The 18,274-nt window shown below is 73.0% G+C and carries 16 protein-coding genes; 9 read left to right on the top strand and 7 right to left on the bottom strand.

The window, feature by feature from the left end:
• The first annotated feature begins 3 nt into the window (after positions 1-3).
• Positions 4-1,188 carry an oligopeptide/dipeptide ABC transporter ATP-binding protein gene (locus K304_RS29290; protein ID WP_078529174.1) on the top strand — a complete coding sequence of 395 codons (1,185 nt, stop codon included), beginning with the start codon at positions 4-6 and terminating at the stop codon, positions 1,186-1,188.
• Positions 1,189-2,226: 1,038 nt separating this feature from the next.
• Here the strand turns inward: K304_RS29290 and K304_RS33390 are convergent.
• Both K304_RS33390 and K304_RS0115490 read right to left on the bottom strand, forming a co-directional pair.
• Positions 2,227-2,631: a hypothetical protein gene (locus K304_RS33390; RefSeq protein WP_158687351.1), complete on the bottom strand. Its 405-nt coding sequence runs from the start codon at positions 2,629-2,631 to the stop codon at positions 2,227-2,229.
• A gap of 168 nt (positions 2,632-2,799) precedes the next feature.
• On the bottom strand, positions 2,800-4,971 hold the full coding sequence (locus tag K304_RS0115490; protein WP_027764487.1) for a prolyl oligopeptidase family serine peptidase: 2,172 nt from the start codon (positions 4,969-4,971) through the stop codon (positions 2,800-2,802).
• A 186-nt stretch (positions 4,972-5,157) separates the two neighbouring features.
• Between K304_RS0115490 and K304_RS0115485 the strand changes: the two genes are divergently transcribed.
• The 4 genes from K304_RS0115485 (at position 5,158) to K304_RS0115470 (ending at position 9,035) form a co-directional block, all read left to right on the top strand.
• On the top strand, positions 5,158-5,352 hold the full coding sequence (locus K304_RS0115485) for a hypothetical protein (RefSeq protein WP_023527854.1): 195 nt from the start codon (positions 5,158-5,160) through the stop codon (positions 5,350-5,352).
• Between the two features lie 79 nt (positions 5,353-5,431).
• On the top strand, positions 5,432-6,325 hold the full coding sequence (gene mshB, locus K304_RS0115480) for an N-acetyl-1-D-myo-inositol-2-amino-2-deoxy-alpha-D-glucopyranoside deacetylase (protein WP_027764486.1): 894 nt from the start codon (positions 5,432-5,434) through the stop codon (positions 6,323-6,325).
• Positions 6,322-6,765, top strand: a complete 444-nt coding sequence (locus K304_RS29285; RefSeq protein WP_051308494.1) for a DUF6113 family protein — start codon at positions 6,322-6,324, stop codon at positions 6,763-6,765. The genes mshB and K304_RS29285 overlap by 4 nt, the downstream gene beginning before the upstream one ends.
• Positions 6,766-6,905: 140 nt before the next feature.
• Positions 6,906-9,035 (top strand): hypothetical protein, encoded by a 2,130-nt coding sequence (locus K304_RS0115470; RefSeq protein WP_027764485.1) that lies wholly within the window; start codon positions 6,906-6,908, stop codon positions 9,033-9,035.
• A gap of 71 nt (positions 9,036-9,106) precedes the next feature.
• Here K304_RS0115470 and K304_RS0115465 read toward each other — a convergent pair whose 3' ends face one another.
• The 3 genes from K304_RS0115465 to K304_RS0115455 form a co-directional block, all read right to left on the bottom strand.
• Complete coding sequence (locus tag K304_RS0115465; protein WP_027764484.1) at positions 9,107-9,892, bottom strand: hypothetical protein; 786 nt, start codon at positions 9,890-9,892, stop codon at positions 9,107-9,109.
• 143 nt (positions 9,893-10,035) lie between these two features.
• Entirely contained in the window at positions 10,036-10,956 is a 921-nt protein-coding gene (locus K304_RS0115460) for a transglutaminase-like domain-containing protein (RefSeq protein ID WP_027764483.1), read from the bottom strand.
• Positions 10,953-11,993 carry a GNAT family N-acetyltransferase gene (locus K304_RS0115455; protein WP_027764482.1) on the bottom strand — a complete coding sequence of 347 codons (1,041 nt, stop codon included), beginning with the start codon at positions 11,991-11,993 and terminating at the stop codon, positions 10,953-10,955. Before K304_RS0115455 ends, K304_RS0115460 begins: the two co-directional genes overlap by 4 nt.
• 139 nt (positions 11,994-12,132) lie before the next feature.
• Here K304_RS0115455 and fdxA point away from each other — a divergent pair, with 139 nt between their 5' ends.
• Both fdxA and dapC read left to right on the top strand, forming a co-directional pair.
• Positions 12,133-12,459: a ferredoxin gene (fdxA, locus tag K304_RS0115450; protein WP_027764481.1), complete on the top strand. Its 327-nt coding sequence runs from the start codon at positions 12,133-12,135 to the stop codon at positions 12,457-12,459.
• Positions 12,460-12,709: 250 nt separating this feature from the next.
• Positions 12,710-13,858, top strand: a complete 1,149-nt coding sequence (gene dapC, locus K304_RS0115445; RefSeq protein WP_051308492.1) for a succinyldiaminopimelate transaminase — start codon at positions 12,710-12,712, stop codon at positions 13,856-13,858.
• Positions 13,859-13,952: 94 nt separating this feature from the next.
• Here the strand turns inward: dapC and K304_RS32195 are convergent, their stop codons facing one another.
• On the bottom strand, positions 13,953-14,528 hold the full coding sequence (locus K304_RS32195) for a hypothetical protein (protein WP_027764479.1): 576 nt from the start codon (positions 14,526-14,528) through the stop codon (positions 13,953-13,955).
• Positions 14,529-14,896: 368 nt separating this feature from the next.
• A complete protein-coding gene (locus K304_RS0115435) occupies positions 14,897-15,964 on the bottom strand; it encodes a VldE C-terminal domain-containing protein (protein WP_051308491.1) in 1,068 nt (355 codons plus the stop codon).
• A 43-nt stretch (positions 15,965-16,007) separates the two neighbouring features.
• Between K304_RS0115435 and dapE the strand changes: the two genes are divergently transcribed.
• Positions 16,008-17,087: a succinyl-diaminopimelate desuccinylase gene (gene dapE, locus K304_RS0115430; RefSeq protein WP_027764477.1), complete on the top strand. Its 1,080-nt coding sequence runs from the start codon at positions 16,008-16,010 to the stop codon at positions 17,085-17,087.
• Between the two features lie 114 nt (positions 17,088-17,201).
• Positions 17,202-18,134: an LOG family protein gene (locus K304_RS29280; RefSeq protein ID WP_486591684.1), complete on the top strand. Its 933-nt coding sequence runs from the start codon at positions 17,202-17,204 to the stop codon at positions 18,132-18,134.
• Positions 18,135-18,274: the final 140 nt, after the last annotated feature.

Below are 18,274 nucleotides of genomic sequence, written 5' to 3'. Positions count from 1 at the left end.
AACATGAGCGAGGAACTCACCCTGACGAAGACGGAGGGCGCGGCGTCGAAGACCGGCGCGCCCCTGCTGGAAGTCAAGGGACTGAAGAAGCACTTCCCGATCAAGGGCGGCTTCCCCATCCGGCGCACCGTCGGCCACGTCCAGGCCGTCGACGGCGTCGACCTCACCGTGCAGGAGGGCGAGAGCTTCGGCCTGGTGGGCGAGTCCGGCTGCGGCAAGTCCACCACGGGCCGCCTGCTGACCCGGCTGCTCGACTCCACCGCCGGCGAGATCCGTTACCAGGGCACGGACATCGCGAACTACTCGCGACGCCAGATGGCGCCGATGCGGTCCGAGATCCAGATGATCTTCCAGGACCCGCAGTCGTCGCTGAACCCCCGACACACCGTGGGCACCATCATCGGCGGCCCGATGGAGGTCAACGGGATCAACCCGCCCGGCGGCCGCGAGAAGCGCGTCCGGGAGCTGCTGGAGACCGTCGGTCTCAACCCCGAGCACTACCAGCGCTTCCCGCACGAGTTCTCCGGCGGCCAGCGGCAGCGCATCGGCGTCGCCCGCGCGCTGGCACTGGAGCCGAAGCTGATCGTTGCCGACGAGCCGGTCTCGGCGCTGGACGTGTCCATCCAGGCCCAGGTGGTGAACCTGCTGCAGAAGGTGCAGCGGGAGCTGGGCATCGCCTTCCTCTTCATCGCGCACGACCTCGCCGTGGTGCGGCACTTCTCGCAGAAGGTCGCCGTGATGTACCTCGGCAAGATCGTCGAGGTGGGCGACCGCGAGTCGATCTACAACCGGCCCCGCCACCCGTACACCCACGCGCTGCTGTCTGCGGTGCCGGAGGCGCGGCTGGATGAGGGCGAGGAGGAGCAGCGCGAGCGGATCCGCCTGGCCGGCGACGTGCCGTCGCCCATCGACCCGCCATCGGGCTGCCGCTTCCGCACCCGGTGCTGGAAGGCGCAGGACAAGTGCGCCACCGACGAGCCGCCGCTGGTGCAGATCTCCGGGAACCACGACGGTCACCTGACCGCCTGCCACTTCCCGGAGGAGCCCACCATCCTCGCCCACGGCGAGGACGTCGTGATGACCGGCGGGGGCGCCCGGCGCCGGACCGACGAGTTGGTGACTCCGGAGGAGGAGCGCGAGATCGTCGAGGAGCGCGCCGAGACGGAGAGCGTCAAGAAGATGCCGTGAGGTAGGGATCCGCGAAGGTCTCTGTCGTGCCGTCGCTTGCTTTTGGGCAAGCGACGGCACGTAGGCGAGAGCCGCAGGTCCGGCAACTTAGCTGAGCGCGACTGGCTACCGCTGCCGCCATTGAGAGGCAGGCAACCGTGACAGGGATGACCTGTTCCCTACGGGGATGGTGGGAACGCAACTCGTGCATCGCTCATCAGCGATCGCGGAGACTGGCCTGACGGCTACGTTGAAGCTCGTGGGCATTGACCCATCACTTCGCCTGTCGCAAAATCATGAGCGACATCGATGTTGTGTACTGCCCCCTAGCAGAGTTCGGATCTGATCCCAGAGGACAGAGCTGAGAGGTCAATTCTCGCGGTTAGCGGTGCCGCCGACGAACTAACAGGGCAGCCCCGACAGATGCGAGTAGAACAAGTGCCAGCCTGCGCTGGCGGGATGTATCACGCCGAAGTTCCGCTTGGCCCGGAATAGACGGATCTTGAATTACAATAGTGCGTCACCCCAGGACGTCACCGCGACTGCCGCTGATCACGCAGTCACCTTGCCGAGATCAGTAAGCACCCGTGAGCAAAACACCTCCGGGGCGAAGGAGAGGGTGGGGTTCGACTCGTGTGCCCGCGTCGCGGGCAGAGAGCGGCACGGTCTCCGAATCGGAGGTCCACGTAACAAGAGCACAGACGGTCGACCTCGGCCGAACCACCTCGTTACGTCCTTCTTCCGGCTTTTGATGTTCGTGTCGCCGCAGGAACTGAGAGCTCAGATGGTGATGTATCTGATGAGTGCTTCAGATCGGCCGCCGTTTCGAGGCGTGGTGGCACTGACATGCAGGGCTTCGGACCGCGAGTTGAAGCGCCCCTGCCGAGGGTACACATCCCCATCGCTGCTGCCAGGCCTTGCCCACTGAAACGGCGGCCGATCTGAAGGTGCTTGAGTACCGCGAGGACTTAACGTCTCGTGACGTTGTCAAAGCGCCATCTCTGGAGTCGCAATGCGGTGGCCCTCAAATGGGCTTCACGGCTCTGTTCAGTGCTCTGTTCAGCTAACTGAAGAGATGGTTGGGCCCTTGGCCAGAATGCTGTTTCCCTCCATGAGCATCGTGACGTAATTGATCCTCTGGTCCTCGGTCATTTCGTTATGGAAAGAGCAACGAGTCCATCCCGCCACTTCACCCTTGTAGTCCTTGCAGATGAACAAGGTGGCCGGATTTCCACGGTACGTGGCCCTCACTTCGATGTGATGACCGTCGGCTCGCCAGTCCCGCACCCAGAAGTAGTCGCCGTAGGACTCGAAGCAGGCTTCACCTGCGATGAGGCTGTGGCTATCGGGATATACAGGCGTACACCTGGCGCTTGAGGGTGGTGCGCCGGAAACGTCAGTCGCATTCTCGATGTGAGCGGCATCGGCGGAGGCTGAGGAAGTCATCAGGCCGAGAGCCAGCATGCTTCCTGCGGCGATGGCGCCAGCTGATCTAAGAATTTTCACTACTCCTCCTGAGTTTGCGGAGGAATAGTCTAAACATGGAGCTGCGGGGTGGGTCAAGGTGAAACGTACTGGCGCAAATGGATGATTCACGTCGCTATTTCGAGTAGATTAGCGATTGTCCAATATCTAAGTCTTATCGGGTGTGCCTGTGGTGCCGAGGGTCCGCTTCAGGAACGCCACCTGGAACAGGAGCAGGTTCTCGGCGACCTGCTCCTGCGGGGTTATGTGGGTGACGCCGGACAGCGGCAGGACCTCGTGCGGCCGTCCCGCGGCCAGCAGGGCCGAGGACAGTCGCAGCGTGTGGGCGGCGACCACGTTGTCGTCCGCGAGGCCGTGCACGAGCAGCAGCGGGCGGTGCGGCCCGGCCGGCTCGACCAGACCGTCGTCGGCGACCGCGGAGTTGTGCCGGTAGACCTCCGGGTCGTCCTGCGGCGTGCCGTAGTACCGCTCGATGTAGTGGGCCTCGTAGAGCCGCTGGTCGGTGACCGGGGCGCCGGCGACGGCGGTGTGGAAGACGTCGGGGCGGCGCAGCACCGCCATGGCCGCGAGCCAGCCGCCGAACGACCAGCCGCGGATGCCCACCCGGCTCACGTCCAGCAGCGACGGGCGGGCCTCCGCCAGCGCGTGCAGGGCGTCGATCTGGTCCTCCAGCGCGACGTCCACGACCTGCCGGGAGATCGCCTTCTCCCAGGCGGGGGAGTGGCCGGGGGTGCCGCGGCCGTCGGCGACGACCACGGCGAATCCCTGGTCGGCGAGCCACTGCGAGGTCAGGTACGCGTTCCGGGCCGCGGTGACCCGCTGGCCGTGCGGGCCGCCGTACGGATCGAGCAGGACGGGCAGCGGCCCGTCGCCGTCCCGGTGGCCGGTGGGCAGCAGCAGCGCGGTCGGGATCTCCCGCTTGCCGACGTGCGCCAGCAGCGGGGCGGCCGTGAGCACCGGCTCCTCTGCGAGCGAGGGGACGGTGCCCCGCTCCTCGAGGGTGCCGTCCTCCCGGAGCCGGAGCACGTGCACCCGGTTGCCGTGGCGGTCGAGGGCGGCGGAGGTGAGGACGACGGTGTCGCCGCCGCGGACCGCCGAGGCGACGTGCGGGCCGACGTCCACCGCCAGCCGCCGTACGCCCCCGCCGTCGCCGTCGAACGGGATGAGGTGGACCCCGATGTCGCCCGGGTCGGAACGCCCGGTGTCGCCCGCCGCGGAGGCCGCGACCAGGACGTCGTGCTCACCGATGTCCAGGACGGTGCGGACGTGCAGGGTGGCCGGGGAGAGCGGCACCTCGCCCGCGAACAGGCGCCGCGCGCCGCCGGCGTCGGCGATGCGCAGCAGCCGTCCGCACGGGGTCCAGGCGGGGCATCCGGCGAAGAGTTCCAGCCATGTCGGGTCCTCCTCCGCGTACAGCGTCGAGGTGGCGCCGGAGGCGGTGTCGACGGACAGGTGGAGCTGACTGCGCTGGTCACGGGCCTGCACCAGGATCACCGGCGGCCCGCAGGCCGACCAGTGCACGCGAGCGAGATAGGGGTAGCGCTCGCGGTCCCAGCGCACCTCGGTGCGCCGCCCGCCGTCCGTGCCGACGAGCCACAGCCCCACCTCGGCGTGCGCCGTCCCGGCCGTCGGGTAGGCCAGCTCCGCGGACGGCTCGTGCGGGTTCGCCGGGTCGGCGATCCACCAGCGCCCCACGGGCGCGTCGTCGGCCCGCGCCACCAGCAGGCGGTCGCTGTCCGGCGACCACCAGAACCCCCGGTAGCGGTGCATCGACTCGGCCGCCGCATACTCCGCCAGCCCGTAGGTCACGGTCTCCGACTCGGGCGTGGCCACCGCACGGTCCTCGCCGCCGTCCACCGGGGCGACGCGCAGCACGCCATCGGTCACGTACGCCACCAGACGTCCGTCCGGGGAGGGCCGCGGGTCGAGCACCGGGCCGGGTGCGGGCAGTTCCCGCGCCGTGCCCGCCCGCAGCTCGGCCGTGTAGAGGCGCCCGGAGAGGGCGAACGCCGCCAGTTCCACCGCGGCGTCGGTGGCGTACGCGACCACGCCGGAGGACGTCTCCCGGCTCCGTTCGCGCCGCGCCCGCTCTTCGGGCGACAACTCCTCGCCGGCGCCGCCGAGCAGCACGGCCGGGTCGGCCGCGGCATACTCCCGGCCGTCCGGCTCGCGTACCCACAGCACGTGCGCACGGTCGGTTCCGCCCCGGCTGCGGAGGAACACGACGCGCGTGCCGTCCGGGGCGACGGTGAAGGCCCGGGGCACCCCGAGGGTGAACCGGCCCGTACGGGCGTGCTGCCGGGGAAAGGTCGTAGGCATACGGCGAGCCTATGCGCCACCCCTAGGGGGAGCGCTGGCCGAAATCGCATATGCGCCCCTGTCTTGCACCCGTGCGACGAGCCGTGCCGCCCCGGTCGATAGTTATGATCCTTTGCGCATGACCGGTGCCGGGTATGTAGCCCGTGCATCCGCAACCGACGCACGCGACTTGGGAGGTGAACCGCCGTGGCACTCTCGATTTCGGCGGTGGTGCTGCTGGCGATCATCGTGGTTCTGCTCGTCAAGAAATCCGGCCTCAAGGCCGGGCACGCGGTGGTCTGCATGCTGCTGGGCTTCTACCTCTCCAGCTCGTCCATCGCGCCGACCATCGAGCAGGTCACCTCGAACGTCGCCGGGATGCTCGGGGACATCAGCTTCTGACGCCGTCCGCGCTCCCCGGACGTCTCCTCTCCCGGGGCGGGAGCGCCGACGGCGGGCGCCGGGTCGTAGGCTCGGGGGCATGACCGATGCTCCCGAGCGCCGTCTGCTGCTGGTGCACGCGCACCCGGACGACGAGTCGATCAACAACGGCGCGACCATGGCCCGGTACGCCGCCGAAGGCGCCCGCGTCACCCTGGTGACCTGCACCCTCGGCGAGGAGGGCGAGGTGATCCCACCGGAGCTGGCCCATCTCGCTCCGGACCGGGACGACACCCTGGGCGCGTACCGCATCGGTGAACTCGCCGCCGCCATGCGGGAACTGGGCGTCCGGGACCACCGGTTCCTCGGCGGTGAGGGGCGTTACCGGGACTCGGGGATGATGGGCCTGGCGACCAACGACCGGCCCGGCTGCTTCTGGCAGGCCCCGCTCGACGAGGCCGCCGGACACCTGGTCGCGGTGCTCCGCGAGGTGCGGCCGCAGGTGCTCGTGACCTACGACCCGAACGGCGGCTACGGCCACCCCGACCACATCAAGGCGCACCGCGTCGCCAGCCGCGGCGCCGAACTCGCCGCCCACGAGGACTTCCGCCCCGACCTGGGACCGCCGCACACCGTGGCCCGGGTCTACTGGAACTGTGTCGCACGCGGCGCCGTGGAGGCGGGTTTCGCCCGGCTGCGGGAACAGGGCCGCGCGATGCCGTTCCCCGGCATCGCCACCCCCGACGACGTGCCGGGGGTCGTCGACGACGGCCAGGTCGCGGTCGTCGTCGAGGGCGGCGAGCGCTATCTGGCGGCGAAGAACGCGGCCATGCGCGCACACGCCACGCAGATCGCCGTGGACGGCCCGTTCTTCGCCCTGTCCAACGACCTGGGCCAGCCCCTGTTCGGCGCCGAGCACTACCGACTCGCCGACCGCCCCGCGCCCGAAGGCGCTCCGTGGGACGACCTGTTCGCCGGTCTGGAGGTCGCATGAGCGCCGGGGGAGCCGGCGCGACCGGCCCGACCGGCCACCCCGGTGAGGGAGTGCTGACCCGGCCCGGTCCGGTCCGGTGGGCGGTGTACGCCTTCCTGTTCGTGCTGGGCGCGCTGGTCGGTACGGCGGGAGCGCTGGTACAGGACGGCTGGTCCCCGGGCGGGCTGCTGCTCGCTCTGGCGGGCGCGGCGGGCGCGTTCGGCGGCGGCGCCAAGCTGACGCGTACGAAGGTCGGCGCCATGGTGCCCGCCGCGGGCTGGCTGGTCGCCGTGATGCTGCTGACCTCCTCGCGTGCGGAGGGCGATTTCCTGTTCGGCACCGGATTCAGCTCATATGCCTATTTGTTCGGCGGGATGCTCGTCGCGCTGTTGTGTGCCACCATCTCGCTGCCTGCGCCTCCCCGCCGGCCGACGGAACGTCGCGGCGCGCGGCAGAGCTGACGCTGCGCCGGATGTGCCGATTCGGTGGGCACGGGCCTGGCGCCGGACGTCCCCAGTAAGGTGGGGCGCGCCGGCGAGCCGCGGGCGTCGATTGCGGTCGACGCCGGGAAGGGCGGCGCATCCAACCGGGAGAACCTGCATTGAGCCGTGAAACTGACAGTTCGTCCTCCGGGCCCCACGGGCGCGGCGGCCCTCCGTACGCGCCGGGCACCGAGCCCTACGGCGCGCCGTCCCGGCCGTCGGACGCGCCGGAGGCCGGCAGCGACGCACCGGCCCCCGCGGACGAACCGAAGACCGAGACGACGCTGACGACCCGCATCCGCATCAACATCCCGGGATCGCGCCCGATCCCGCCGGTCGTGATGCGCAAGACGGTCGGCGAGGGTGACGACGCCGGGGCGGCCGGAGGCGAGGCCGCCGACAGCGATCCGTCGCACCGGACGGGCCCCGGCGCGCGTGCCGCGTCCGGTTCCACGGGTGGTTCCGGTTCCGGGCCGGCCTCGACGCCGGGCGGGGCGGCTGCGTCCGCTGCCGCCCCGGGCACGGGTGCAGGCAGTGCTTCCGGCCGGGCTGCCGACCCCGGTTCCGGTTCTGGTTCCGGCGAGGCACCCCGCGGCACGAGTGACTGGTTCGCGCCGCGCAAGCCGCCGCGGCCGGCGCCGGACCCCGGGCCGTCGGCCGCCGAGCGCCCCGGAGCCGAGGACGGCCGCACGGCGACCCCGCCCGACGGCTTCCCCACGGTGGGCGGCCTCGGCGGGACTCGCGGCTCGGGCGGGGCACAGGACGGCGCGCTGTCCGACTTCCTCGACCGGCCGACGTCCGGATTCGACCCCGGTGCGCCGGCAGGCCCGCCGTCCGGCCGCACCACCGGCCCGCAGACCGGCGACATGCCCGTCCGGCCGATCCCGGGCGGCTCCTCGCCCGGCCCGGCTCCGGGCACCGTAGGCGGCCCCGGCGGGCTGGGCCGCCCCAAGGGCCCGGACGTCGGCCCGCCCGGCACCGGCGTGCCCGGCACCGGTTCCGGGCCCGGTCAGGGCTCCACCTCCGCGCTCTACTCGCAGGGGCCGACCCCGCCGGCGCCGCCCCGCCCGCGCGGGGACGACCGGATCACCAGCGACACCCTCGTCAGCGGCATCCCCCGGGTGCCCTCCGTCGACAGCGTGTTCCCACCCGACGCGCCGGGCCCCCGCCCGGTGGACCACGGTCTCTTCGACGACGACCGGGACGACCGGGACGACCGGGACGACCGGCGCGACGGCGACCCCGACGTCGCCCCGGACCGCGGCGACCGCGGCGACCGGGACGGTGACGAGGGCCGCCGCAAGGGGCGTTCGAAGCTGGTGCTCGCCGGTGTCAGCCTGGTCGGCGTCGTCGCGATCGCCTACGGCGCGGGCCTGCTGCTGGACCACGCCGACGTGCCCAACGGCACCACCGTGCTGGGCGTGGACATCGGCGGCCAGACCCAGCAGGACGCGACGAACACGCTGGACGCCGCGCTCAAGAGCCGGATGACGGACCCGATCCCGCTGGTCGTCGACGGCCGTGAGGAGAAGGTCGAGCCCGAGACCTTGGGCCTGACCATCGACACCGACGAGACCGTACGGGCGGCGGCCGGCCGTGACTACAACCCGGTCTCGGTGATCGGCTCGCTGTTCGGCGGAACCCGGGTGGTGGACGCGCACGTCAAGGTCGACGACGAGAAGCTGACGTCGGCCGTCGGGCGTCTGCACGGCAACGGCGGGAAGGACGGCCGGGTCGTCTTCACCGGCGGCGAGCCCGAGGCCGTCCCCGGCAAACCGTACGAGGCCGTCGAGGTCGGCAAGGCGGCGACGCTGATCGAGGACGCCTACCGCGAGCGGGCGGCGACCGGACGCTCCGCACCGGTGACGCTGCCGGTCAGCACCCAGCAGCCGAAGATCGGCGAGCAGGAACTCCGGGCCGCCGTCGAGGGCTTCGGCAAGGACGCCATGTCGGGCTGGGTCTGGCTGCGCGCCGGCGACGTCGAGGTGCCGTTCAGCCAGCAGACCATCGGCACCTTCCTCATCATGGAGGCCCCCTCGGGCGGGACGCTGCAGCCGGTGATCGACCTCGAGAAGCTGGAGGCCACCTACGGGTCCGCCTTCGACGGTGTGGTGATCGACGGGGGCGCCGGCACCGTGCCGATGCAACCGAAGCACGCCGCGTCCGCGATGGTCGACGCGCTGCGCGAACCGGCACCGCCGACGCCGCAGAAACGGGTGGCCGAGGTGACCGGCGCGCGCAGCCAGTGAGCAGGAGCCGCTGAGCCGCTGCAGGCGAGCCGGCGCGGCGCACGCCGTGCGGACGTCGCCGGTCCGGAGCCTCAGGCCCCGGACCGGCGGCGCCGCAGCACGTACACCCCGAGGCCGACGGTGAGCGACAGCAGCGCGCCGCCGGCGGCGACCACCGCGGTGTCCACCTCGTCGCGGCCTCCGCCCAGGCCGGCGTGCGCACCGCCGCGCGGCTTGTGTTCCACGAACACACTGGTGGTGAAGTCCTTGCCGTCGGGGCAACTGCCGTTGATGCCCCAGGACTTCCCGTGGCGGCCCGCGCCCGGGTCGTAGGAGTCGCGGGAACCGGGCGTGCCCTTCCCGGTGGCGCCCTCGGACCCGTAGCCGTCCGCGTCGTATCCCTCGGAACCCGGGGCCTCGGAGTCGTACGGGTAGGAGCCCTCCGCGTCGAAGGCACCCTCGGACCCGGAGGTGTCCTCGGAGCCGTACTCGTACGAGCCGGAGGTCTCGAAGGAGCCCGAGGACTCCGCACGTCCCGACGAGCCGTCGCTGCCGTCGGAGCCGGCCGACCCGGAGAACGCGTGTGCGCCCGCGATGCGTGCCCGGCCCTGGTAGGTCGGTTTGCCGTCGTCACCGCCGCGGGGCAGCAGCTGCAGCTTGGCCTCGCCCTCCGCGAACGCCTGCGAGTAGGCGGTGAGGTACGCGACCTGCTCGTCGTGCTTGCCGCACGTCACCGTGATCGTCACGGTGCCGCCCGGGTGCACCCGGCGCGGGCTGACCTCGGCCGCGGGCTCGGCCGCGACCGCCGCGGCGGGGGTCAGGGTGGTCAGGCAGACCGAGCCGGCGAAGGCGGCGGCGACCAGTCGGGCGCGACGCATGCTGTTCTCCACATCCCGGGCGCAGCCGCAGCACCGGCGTCTGCGTAAGCCGTCACATACGCACCGTTACAGTGACGTTACGGGCGCCCTCAGGGGGTCGCAATGCGGACGGGACCGTCGGAGCGACGTTCCGCGCGTGCCGTTCAGTTCAAACGTGCACGCGCCTCCCGCGCCTCCCGCCGTACGGCATCCGCGCTCTGCGGCTCGACCTCGCCGGCCACGTCCGCGTACGCCTCCAGCTCGCGCGCCCCGGCCCGGAACTCGCCGCGCTCCACCAGCAGCCGCGCCCGCTCCAGCCGCAACCGCAGCGGGCGGTGGGGGAGCAGCAGCGACAGGTCCAGCGCCCACAGCTGCACGGCCGACTGCTCCGGGCGGGCGGCCGCCCAGGCCCGGATGTTGTTCAGCACGCGCAGCACGACGTCCAGCGGTCCCGCCGGGCGGAGCATCCCGGGCGTCACCGGCGCGGGCGATCCGGTGGCCCGCGCGACGATCTCCGCGACGTCCTGGTCGCCGAGCAGGGCGCCCCCCGCGTACGGGTCGGCCAGCACGTGGTCGCCCAGCGGGTCGCCGAAGCCCACCACGAAGTGGCCGGGCAGGCCGACGCCGTAGACCGGGGCGCCGGCGCGCCGCGCGACCTCGGTCCACACGACGGAGAGCAGGATGGGCAGGCCGCGCCGCCGGTGGAGGACCGCCTGCAGAAGGGACGAGTCCAGCCGCCGGTAGTCGCCCGGGGTGCCGTGGAAGCCCTCGCGTGCGCCGAGCAGTTCGCGCAGCGCCTCGGCCCACGCACGCGGGTCGGTCGCTCCGCCGGGCGAGCCCGCACCACCCCTGCCGCGCAAGCGGGCGGGAAGGAGTCCGGCGAGCCGGTCCAGTTCGATCTGGGCCTCGTCGAGAGCCGCCCCGCCGTGCTCCGGCCCGTCGGGCCGCGCCGCGCCGTGCTCCGGTCCGGCCGCCTCGGCACCGATCAGCAGGCAGAGCAGGGCGAGGTCCGGGCGTTCGTCCGCCGCCGCGGCCCGGAACCGTTCGCGGTTCGCCGCGCGCCGGGGGTCGTCGGTGCCCGTCATGGCGTGCTCCTCTGCGGGGCGCGGCGGTAGTGGTAGGCGTGGTGGTCGGCGAAGCCCAGCCGGTCGTAGAGCGCCAGCGCCGCCGCGTTGCCGGTCTCGACCTGAAGGTAGGCGGCGGAGGCGCCCTCCCGCAGGGCCCGGCGCGCCAGTTCGGCCATCACGACCGTGGCCAGTCCCTGCCGCCGGTGCGCGGGGGCCACTTCGACGGCCGCGAAGCCCGCCCAGCGGCCCGCCACCACGCAGCGGCCGATCGCCACCGGACCGGCGCCCGGGTCCTCCGCGCCCGTCGCGGAGCACGCGCCCGGCACGGTGGCGAACCAGACCGACGGCCCGCCGCACAGCACGCGGACGGCCGCGTCCCCCGCCGCGCCCTCCGCCCGGCGGTAGGCGCCCAGCCACGCGTCGCCGGGCGTCCGGTGCAGCCGCACCCGCGGGTCGGGGGCCCGGTCGGCGAGCGGCGCGAGAGCGCCGGTGCGCAGCACGGCATGCCGTTCCGCCGTCCAGCCGCGCTCGTCCAGCGCCCGGGCGAGCGCGCGGTCGTCGTCCACGTCGCCCGTGGTGACCTGGATCTTCGCGGGCAGCGCGCGGGCCTCGTACCAGCGCGTCACTCGTTCGAGTGCCGCGTCGAGTCCGGTGCCCGGGTCCCCCATGGGGAGGACCGAGTTGGCGCGGCTGGTGAATCCGTGCGCGGCGCGCAGCGTCCACTCCCCGAGACGTTCCGTCTCCAGGGCCGGCCAGCCCTGGGCGGCGACCCGCTGGAGTTCGTGCGCGCCCGCCGCGGGGACGCCGCGCCGCCGCGCCGGGGCGGCGGGCACCGTCTTGGCGGCCACCACGTCGTCCTCCGGCAGGGCGACGATCCGGCCGTTCCGTCGTGTGATCTCCAGCACACCGGACGTCCACGATGTGAGCACGCCGACGGTGTCGGTGAACCGCGCGCCGGGTACCCGGTCACCGGTCAAACTGCGCACCGATACCCGTTTCCCCACGTCATCCGGGGTGATACGGACTTCCAGGCGTCCGCCGCCAGTGAATTCCACAGCTCTACCCGCCCCTCCTGTTCGTCTCGCGGCCGGGAACGGAGATACTAGGTGTGGGCATCGACGACGCCGCGCTCCCGCGCGCCCTGCGGCGGAGCCGTACCACGGGCCGCCAGCCCTATCGAGGAGGAACGACAGCGTGACCTACGTCATCGCGGAGCCTTGTGTCGACCTGAAGGACAAGGCCTGCATCGAGGAGTGCCCCGTCGACTGCATCTACGAGGGCCAGCGGTCCTTGTACATCCACCCGGACGAATGCGTCGACTGCGGGGCCTGCGAGCCGGTCTGCCCGGTCGAGGCGATCTTCTACGAGGACGACACTCCGGAGGAGTGGAAGGACTACTACAAGGCGAACGTCGAGTTCTTCGACGAGCTCGGTTCGCCCGGTGGCGCCTCGAAGCTCGGCCTCATCGAGCGGGACCACCCCGTCATCGCCGCGCTGCCCCCGCAGAGCCACGACGAGTGACTCCGCCGGGGTGCGCGCCCCGGGGTGTGCGGGTGACGTCCCGTACGCGACCCGCCGGTCGCACGGCGCTCCGCGCAGGAGAACCGGACACCCCTGGGGGCCGGCCACCGGCACGGTCCCCGCGCCCCGAGCAGAACCCGGTCCCGTACGGTCCAGCCGTACGGGACCGGGGCGTTTCCAGCCGCCGTCCGGCGTCCCCCGTCGGACGGCCGTACCGTCAGCCCACCGCCTGGAAGTGAGCAGCCGAACCGTGTCCTCCGAGACCGCCCCCGCCTCCCTCTCCGCCGGGGCCTCCGCGCCGTCGCCCGTGACGGAGCGGCTCCCCGTCTTCCCGTGGGACCGGCTGGAGCCGTACAAGGCGACCGCCTCCGCGCACCCCGACGGCATCGTGGACCTGTCGGTCGGCACTCCCGTCGACCCGGTTCCGGCGCTCGTGCGGCAGGCACTCGTCGACGCCGCCGACAGCCCCGGCTACCCCACCGTGTGGGGCACTCCCGCCTACCGCGAGGGCATCGTCGGCTGGTGCGAACGCCGCCTCGGCGCCCGCGGGCTCACCGACCGGAACGTACTGCCCGTCGTCGGCTCCAAGGAACTCGTCGCCTGGCTCCCCACCCAGCTCGGGCTGGGCCCCGGCGACCGCGTCGCCCATCCACGCCTGGCCTACCCCACGTACGAGGTCGGTGCCCGCCTGTCCGGCGCCGAACCCGTGGTGCACGACGACCGGCCGGGCGACCTGGACCCGCGCGGGATGCGCCTGCTGTGGCTCAACTCGCCGTCCAACCCCACCGGGAAGGTGCTGTCCGCCGCGGAGCTGCGCGCCGTCGTGGAGTGGGCGCGCGCGCACGAGGTGCTGCTGGTCAGCGACGAGTGCTACCTGGAGCTGGGCTGGGAGGCCGAACCCGTCTCGGTGCTGCACCCGGACGTGTGCGGCGGGACGTACGAGGGCATCGTCGCCGTCCACTCGCTCTCCAAGCGGTCCAACATGGCCGGCTACCGCGCGGCGTTCCTGGCCGGCGACGCCGACGTGCTGCGCGAGCTGCTGACGATCCGCAAGCACGGCGGCATGATGACGCCCGCTCCCGTGCAGGCCGCGGCCGCGGCGGCGCTGGACGACGACGCGCACGTGGCCGAGCAGCGCGGACGGTACGCGGCCCGGCGTACGGCGCTGCGCGAAGCCCTGACGGCGGCGGGCTTCCGCATCGAGCACAGCGAGGCGTCCCTCTACCTGTGGGCGACGCGGGACGAGCCGTGCTGGGACACCGTCGGCGCGCTGGCCGAACGCGGCGTGCTGGTGGCGCCGGGCGACTTCTACGGGGCGGCGGGCGAGCGCTGCGTGCGGGTGGCCTTCACCGCCACCGACGAGCGGGTACGGGCCGCGGTGGCCCGGCTCGGTGATTGAACCCTTGCGCGGGCCCGGCCCCGCGACGGCTGACGGCGAGCGGCCCCGGACCTGAGTACAGGTCCGGGGCCGCTCGCCGTCGGGGCGAGGCGGATCAGCCGATGGGCAGGCCGCCGCCGAGCGGCAGGCCGCCACCGGTCAGGTTGCCGCCGGTCAGGCCGTCGGTGGGCAGGCCGCCACCGGACAGCAGGTCGCCGGTCAGCCCGCCTGCCAGCGCGTCGCCCGACAGGGCGTCCCCGGAGAGGGCGTCGCCGGTGAGGCCCTGCGTCGGCAGGCTGCCGCTCTGCAGGTCCTCCATCGGCAGCACGTCGTGCGCCGCCCGCTGCACGGACTGGCCGAGCTCGCCGTTCGCGGTCTCCGTCGTGTCCGCCACGACCTCCTCGGCGAGCGGGGTCACGCTCTCGCCGGCGTCGCTCACCAGGCGGCCGGTGGGCATGCCGCCTTCCAGTGCGTCGCCGCCCACCTCACCGGCCAGGTCGGCGGCGGTGCCGGCGGTGGAACCCGCGGTCTCGGTGACACCCGCGGTGTCCAGATTGCTCAGCCCGCCCAGGTCGGTGGCCTGCTGCAGGTCGACGGCGCTCGCGGACCCGGCCGCGCCGACGACCGAAGCGGCACCGGCTGCCGTGAGAAGGGCGGCCCGAGCGATCCGGCGCGTGAGGGGGAGGGACATGATGCTCCTTTGACGGAGAAGATGCTGCTTCTTCACATACGGTCGGGACGGGCGGTGGTGCCCGGCCGGACGCAGTGCCTATCGCGCCGGAAGGGCCGAAGGTTGCGGCCGGACCAGGTAAAGGATTGGTAACGCGTCGCACTATCCGTATCGGATGAAAAGGGCGATACGGGGGCGCGTGAAGAATGCGGCGGAAACGTCACAGCCCCTGTGCCGCACGGGAAAGAGGAATGCGTCGCACGCGCCGTCCGGGAGTGCCGGAGCGGCGGCTCAGGTGCCTGCCGCTCCTTCCTGCGGGGGTCTGCCCGAACGCCCGTGCCCCCGCGCGACTTCCGGTGATCCGCGGCCGCTCGGGGTATCCGGAAGGGCTACGTCGTGCCGGGCGAGACCCGCAGGGTGACGGCGGCGGCACGTGCGTCCGGTGCTCCGGCATCCCCCTCGGCCGGACGCCATCCCTCCTCGGCGCGCTCGGCACTCCACACCCGCCCGTCGTAGGAGATCTCCGCGATGCGCAGTGCACCGGCCTGGGCCACCGCCCAGTGCGCAAGCTCCCAGCCCCGCTCGGACGCGGACGCGGGCAGCACGACCTCCCGCCGGGCGTCGCCCGCCCGTACGCCGTCGCTCGGGGCTCCGTCGGTCCGGGCGCCGTCGCTCGGGGCTCCGTCGGTCCGGGCGCCGTCGCTCGGGGCGGTCGATCCGGGGGCGCTGCGCCCGCCACCCGTGCCGGTTCCGGCCGCGACGCTCTCCTCGCCGAGCACCGCCGGCCCGAACTCGCGCGCGAGCTTCTCCCGCACCCGGTTCGCGTCGCCCGGCCGCTCGTCCGGACCGCCCGGCCCCATCGTGCAGGTGAGGGAGGCCGCGTGGCGGCCGGTCAGCGCGCCCGTCAGCAGCGACGCGTTCCCCTCGTGCTTCGCGTACGCCTGCGGGAAGCCGCTGCGCTGGACCTTCTGCGCCGCGACGGTCAGCGGCAGCCGCGAATAGCCGGGGACCTCGACCAGGTGCTCGTAGAACTTCCCCGCCGCGTACACGGGGTCCATGATCTGCGGCACGCTGCCCCAGCCCTGCGACGGCCGCTGCTGGAACAGCCCGACCGAGTCACGGTCCCCGTGGTCGATGTTCCGCAGCCCCGACTCCTGCATCGCCGTGGCGAGGGCTATGGTCACCGCCCGCTCCGGCAGCCCCCGCGACGACGCGACCGCCTCGATGGTCGCCGCGTTGGCCGCCTGCTCGGGATGCATCCGGTACGTGGCGCCGTCGCCGCTCCCGCCCGCCGCCACCGTGCAGCGCGCCGGGCCCGAGCCGGAGGTGAGGTACTGGGTCACCAGATAGCCGGCGACGGCTGCGAGCACCAGGCAGGCGGCCAGCACGCGCAGGAACCTGCCGCGACGCCCGCGTGGCTTCGCCGGAGAGGGGGTGGACTCGGCTTTCTCGGACACGCGGACCAAGGTACCGCCGACACCGGAGATTAGAGTGGGAGCCATGTCGCCCACCGCACTCGACCTGCACCAGGACGCCGCGCGGCTCACCGCGCAGCTCGTCGACTTCCCCTCCGTGAGCGGCGACGAGAAGGCGCTCGCCGACGCCGTCGAGGAGGCGCTGCGCGCCCTGCCGCACCTGACGGTCGACCGCTACGGCAACAACGTCGTCGCCCGCACCTCGCTCGGCCGCGCAGAACGCGTGGTGCTGGCGGGCCACATCGACACCGTCCCCCTCGCGGACAACGTCCCGTCCCGGCTGGACGAGGACGGCGTGCTGTGGGGCTGCGGCACCAGCGACATGAAGTCCGGCGTGGCGGTGCAACTGCGCATCGCCGCCACCGTCCCCGCGCCCAACCGGGACCTGACCTTCGTCTTCTACGACAACGAGGAGGTCGCCGCCCACCTCAACGGCCTCGGGCACGTCGCCGAGGCTCACCCGGAATGGCTGGCCGCCGACTTCGCCGTCCTGCTGGAACCCTCCGAGGGCGAGGTCGAGGGCGGCTGTCAGGGCACGTTGCGGGTCGCGCTGCGCACCGGGGGCGAGCGCGCCCACTCCGCGCGGAGCTGGCTCGGAGCGAACGCGATCCACGCCGCCGCGCCCGTGCTGGACCGCCTGGCCGCGTACACGCCGCGCCGCGTAGTCATCGACGGCCTGGAGTACCGCGAAGGGCTCAACGCCGTCGGTATCGAGGGCGGCGTCGCCGGCAACGTCATCCCGGACGAGTGCACCGTCAGGGTCAACTACCGCTACGCGCCCGACCTCTCCGAGGAGCAGGCGCTCGCCCACGTCCGCGAGGTGTTCGACGGCTGCGGCGTCGCGGAGCCGGCCGTGGAGGACAGCTCCGGAGCCGCGCTGCCCGGTCTCTCCCACCCGGCGGCGAGGGCGTTCCTGCAGGCCGTCGGCGGCGAGCCGCGCCCGAAGTACGGCTGGACCGACGTCTCGCGGTTCAGCGCGCTCGGCGTGCCCGCGGTGAACTACGGCCCCGGCGACCCGAATCTGGCCCACAAGCGTGACGAACGGGTCGACACCCGCCTGATCCTGCACTGCGAGGAGCGGCTGCGCAGCTGGCTCACCGCCTGAACCCCTCCGTAGCGGGCAGGAACCCGACGGCGGCGCGTCACCCGGAATGACACCGCGTGTCACCTGCGGCTGCGTACGCTGAACGGGAAACACCGCAGGCGGAGGGAGCACGACATGGGCAGTCCCGAGCGAGGGCCGGAGCGGGGCGCGGAGCGCGCCGTGCAGCGCGCCGAGGACCGGGCCGAGGACCGTGACGTGGAGGACGCCGCGCGCGACGCCGCCGACGCCGCCGCGCGGGAGACGTCGCCCGGCGGCCGGGGCGGCGCCTCCTTCAGCGGCGGGCGCGCCCCGTCGTCCGCCGGGGGCGACGGGCGGGAACGCGGGCCGCAGGAGCAGCGCCTCGGTCCTGTGGTGCGCCGCCGCGGCCAGGTCCAGGCGGGCACCACGGACCAGCGGCTGCTGGACACCACCGGCGACTCGGACTTCATCCACAAGGACCCGTGGCGGGTCATGCGCATCCAGTCCGAGTTCGTCGAGGGCTTCGGCGCGCTCGCCGAACTCGGCCCGGCGGTCAGCGTCTTCGGCTCCGCTCGCACGCCGGCGGACTCGCCCGAGTACGAGGCCGGGGTGCGGCTCGGCCGGGGACTGGCCGAAGCGGGTTTCGCGGTCATCACCGGCGGCGGGCCCGGCGCCATGGAGGCGGCCAACAAGGGCGCCCTGGAGGCCGGCGGGGCCTCCGTCGGCCTCGGCATCGAGCTGCCCTTCGAGCAGGGACTCAACCCGTACGTCGACATCGGCGTGAACTTCCGCTACTTCTTCGTCCGCAAGACGATGTTCGTCAAGTACGCCCAGGGGTTCGTGGTGCTGCCGGGCGGACTCGGCACCCTGGACGAGCTGTTCGAGGCGCTCACCCTGGTGCAGACGCGCAAGGTGACCCGCTTCCCGATCGTGCTGTACGGATCGGAGTACTGGGCGGGGCTGGTCGCCTGGGTGCGCGACCACCTGATCGGCAGCGGCAAGGCATCGCCGCACGACCTCGACCTCTTCCACCTGACCGACGACGTCGACGAGGCGGTCGCCCTCGTCACGAAGGAGGCCGGCGCGTAGCGCCGCGCGGTGGGCCCCGTGGCGCCTTACGCCCGGGTCTTCCGGTCCCGACGGCCTCGACGCGCGCCGACGCCGCGCGGCTCCCCACCGTCGGCGTCCGGGTCGGCGGGACCTCACCGGGCCGCGCGGCCGGGCCGCAG

It is taken from the genome of Streptomyces sp. CNS606 (assembly GCF_000426325.1).
The sequence above is the reverse complement of the archived record's forward strand: the minus strand, read 5'-3'. Positions and strand labels throughout refer to the sequence as shown.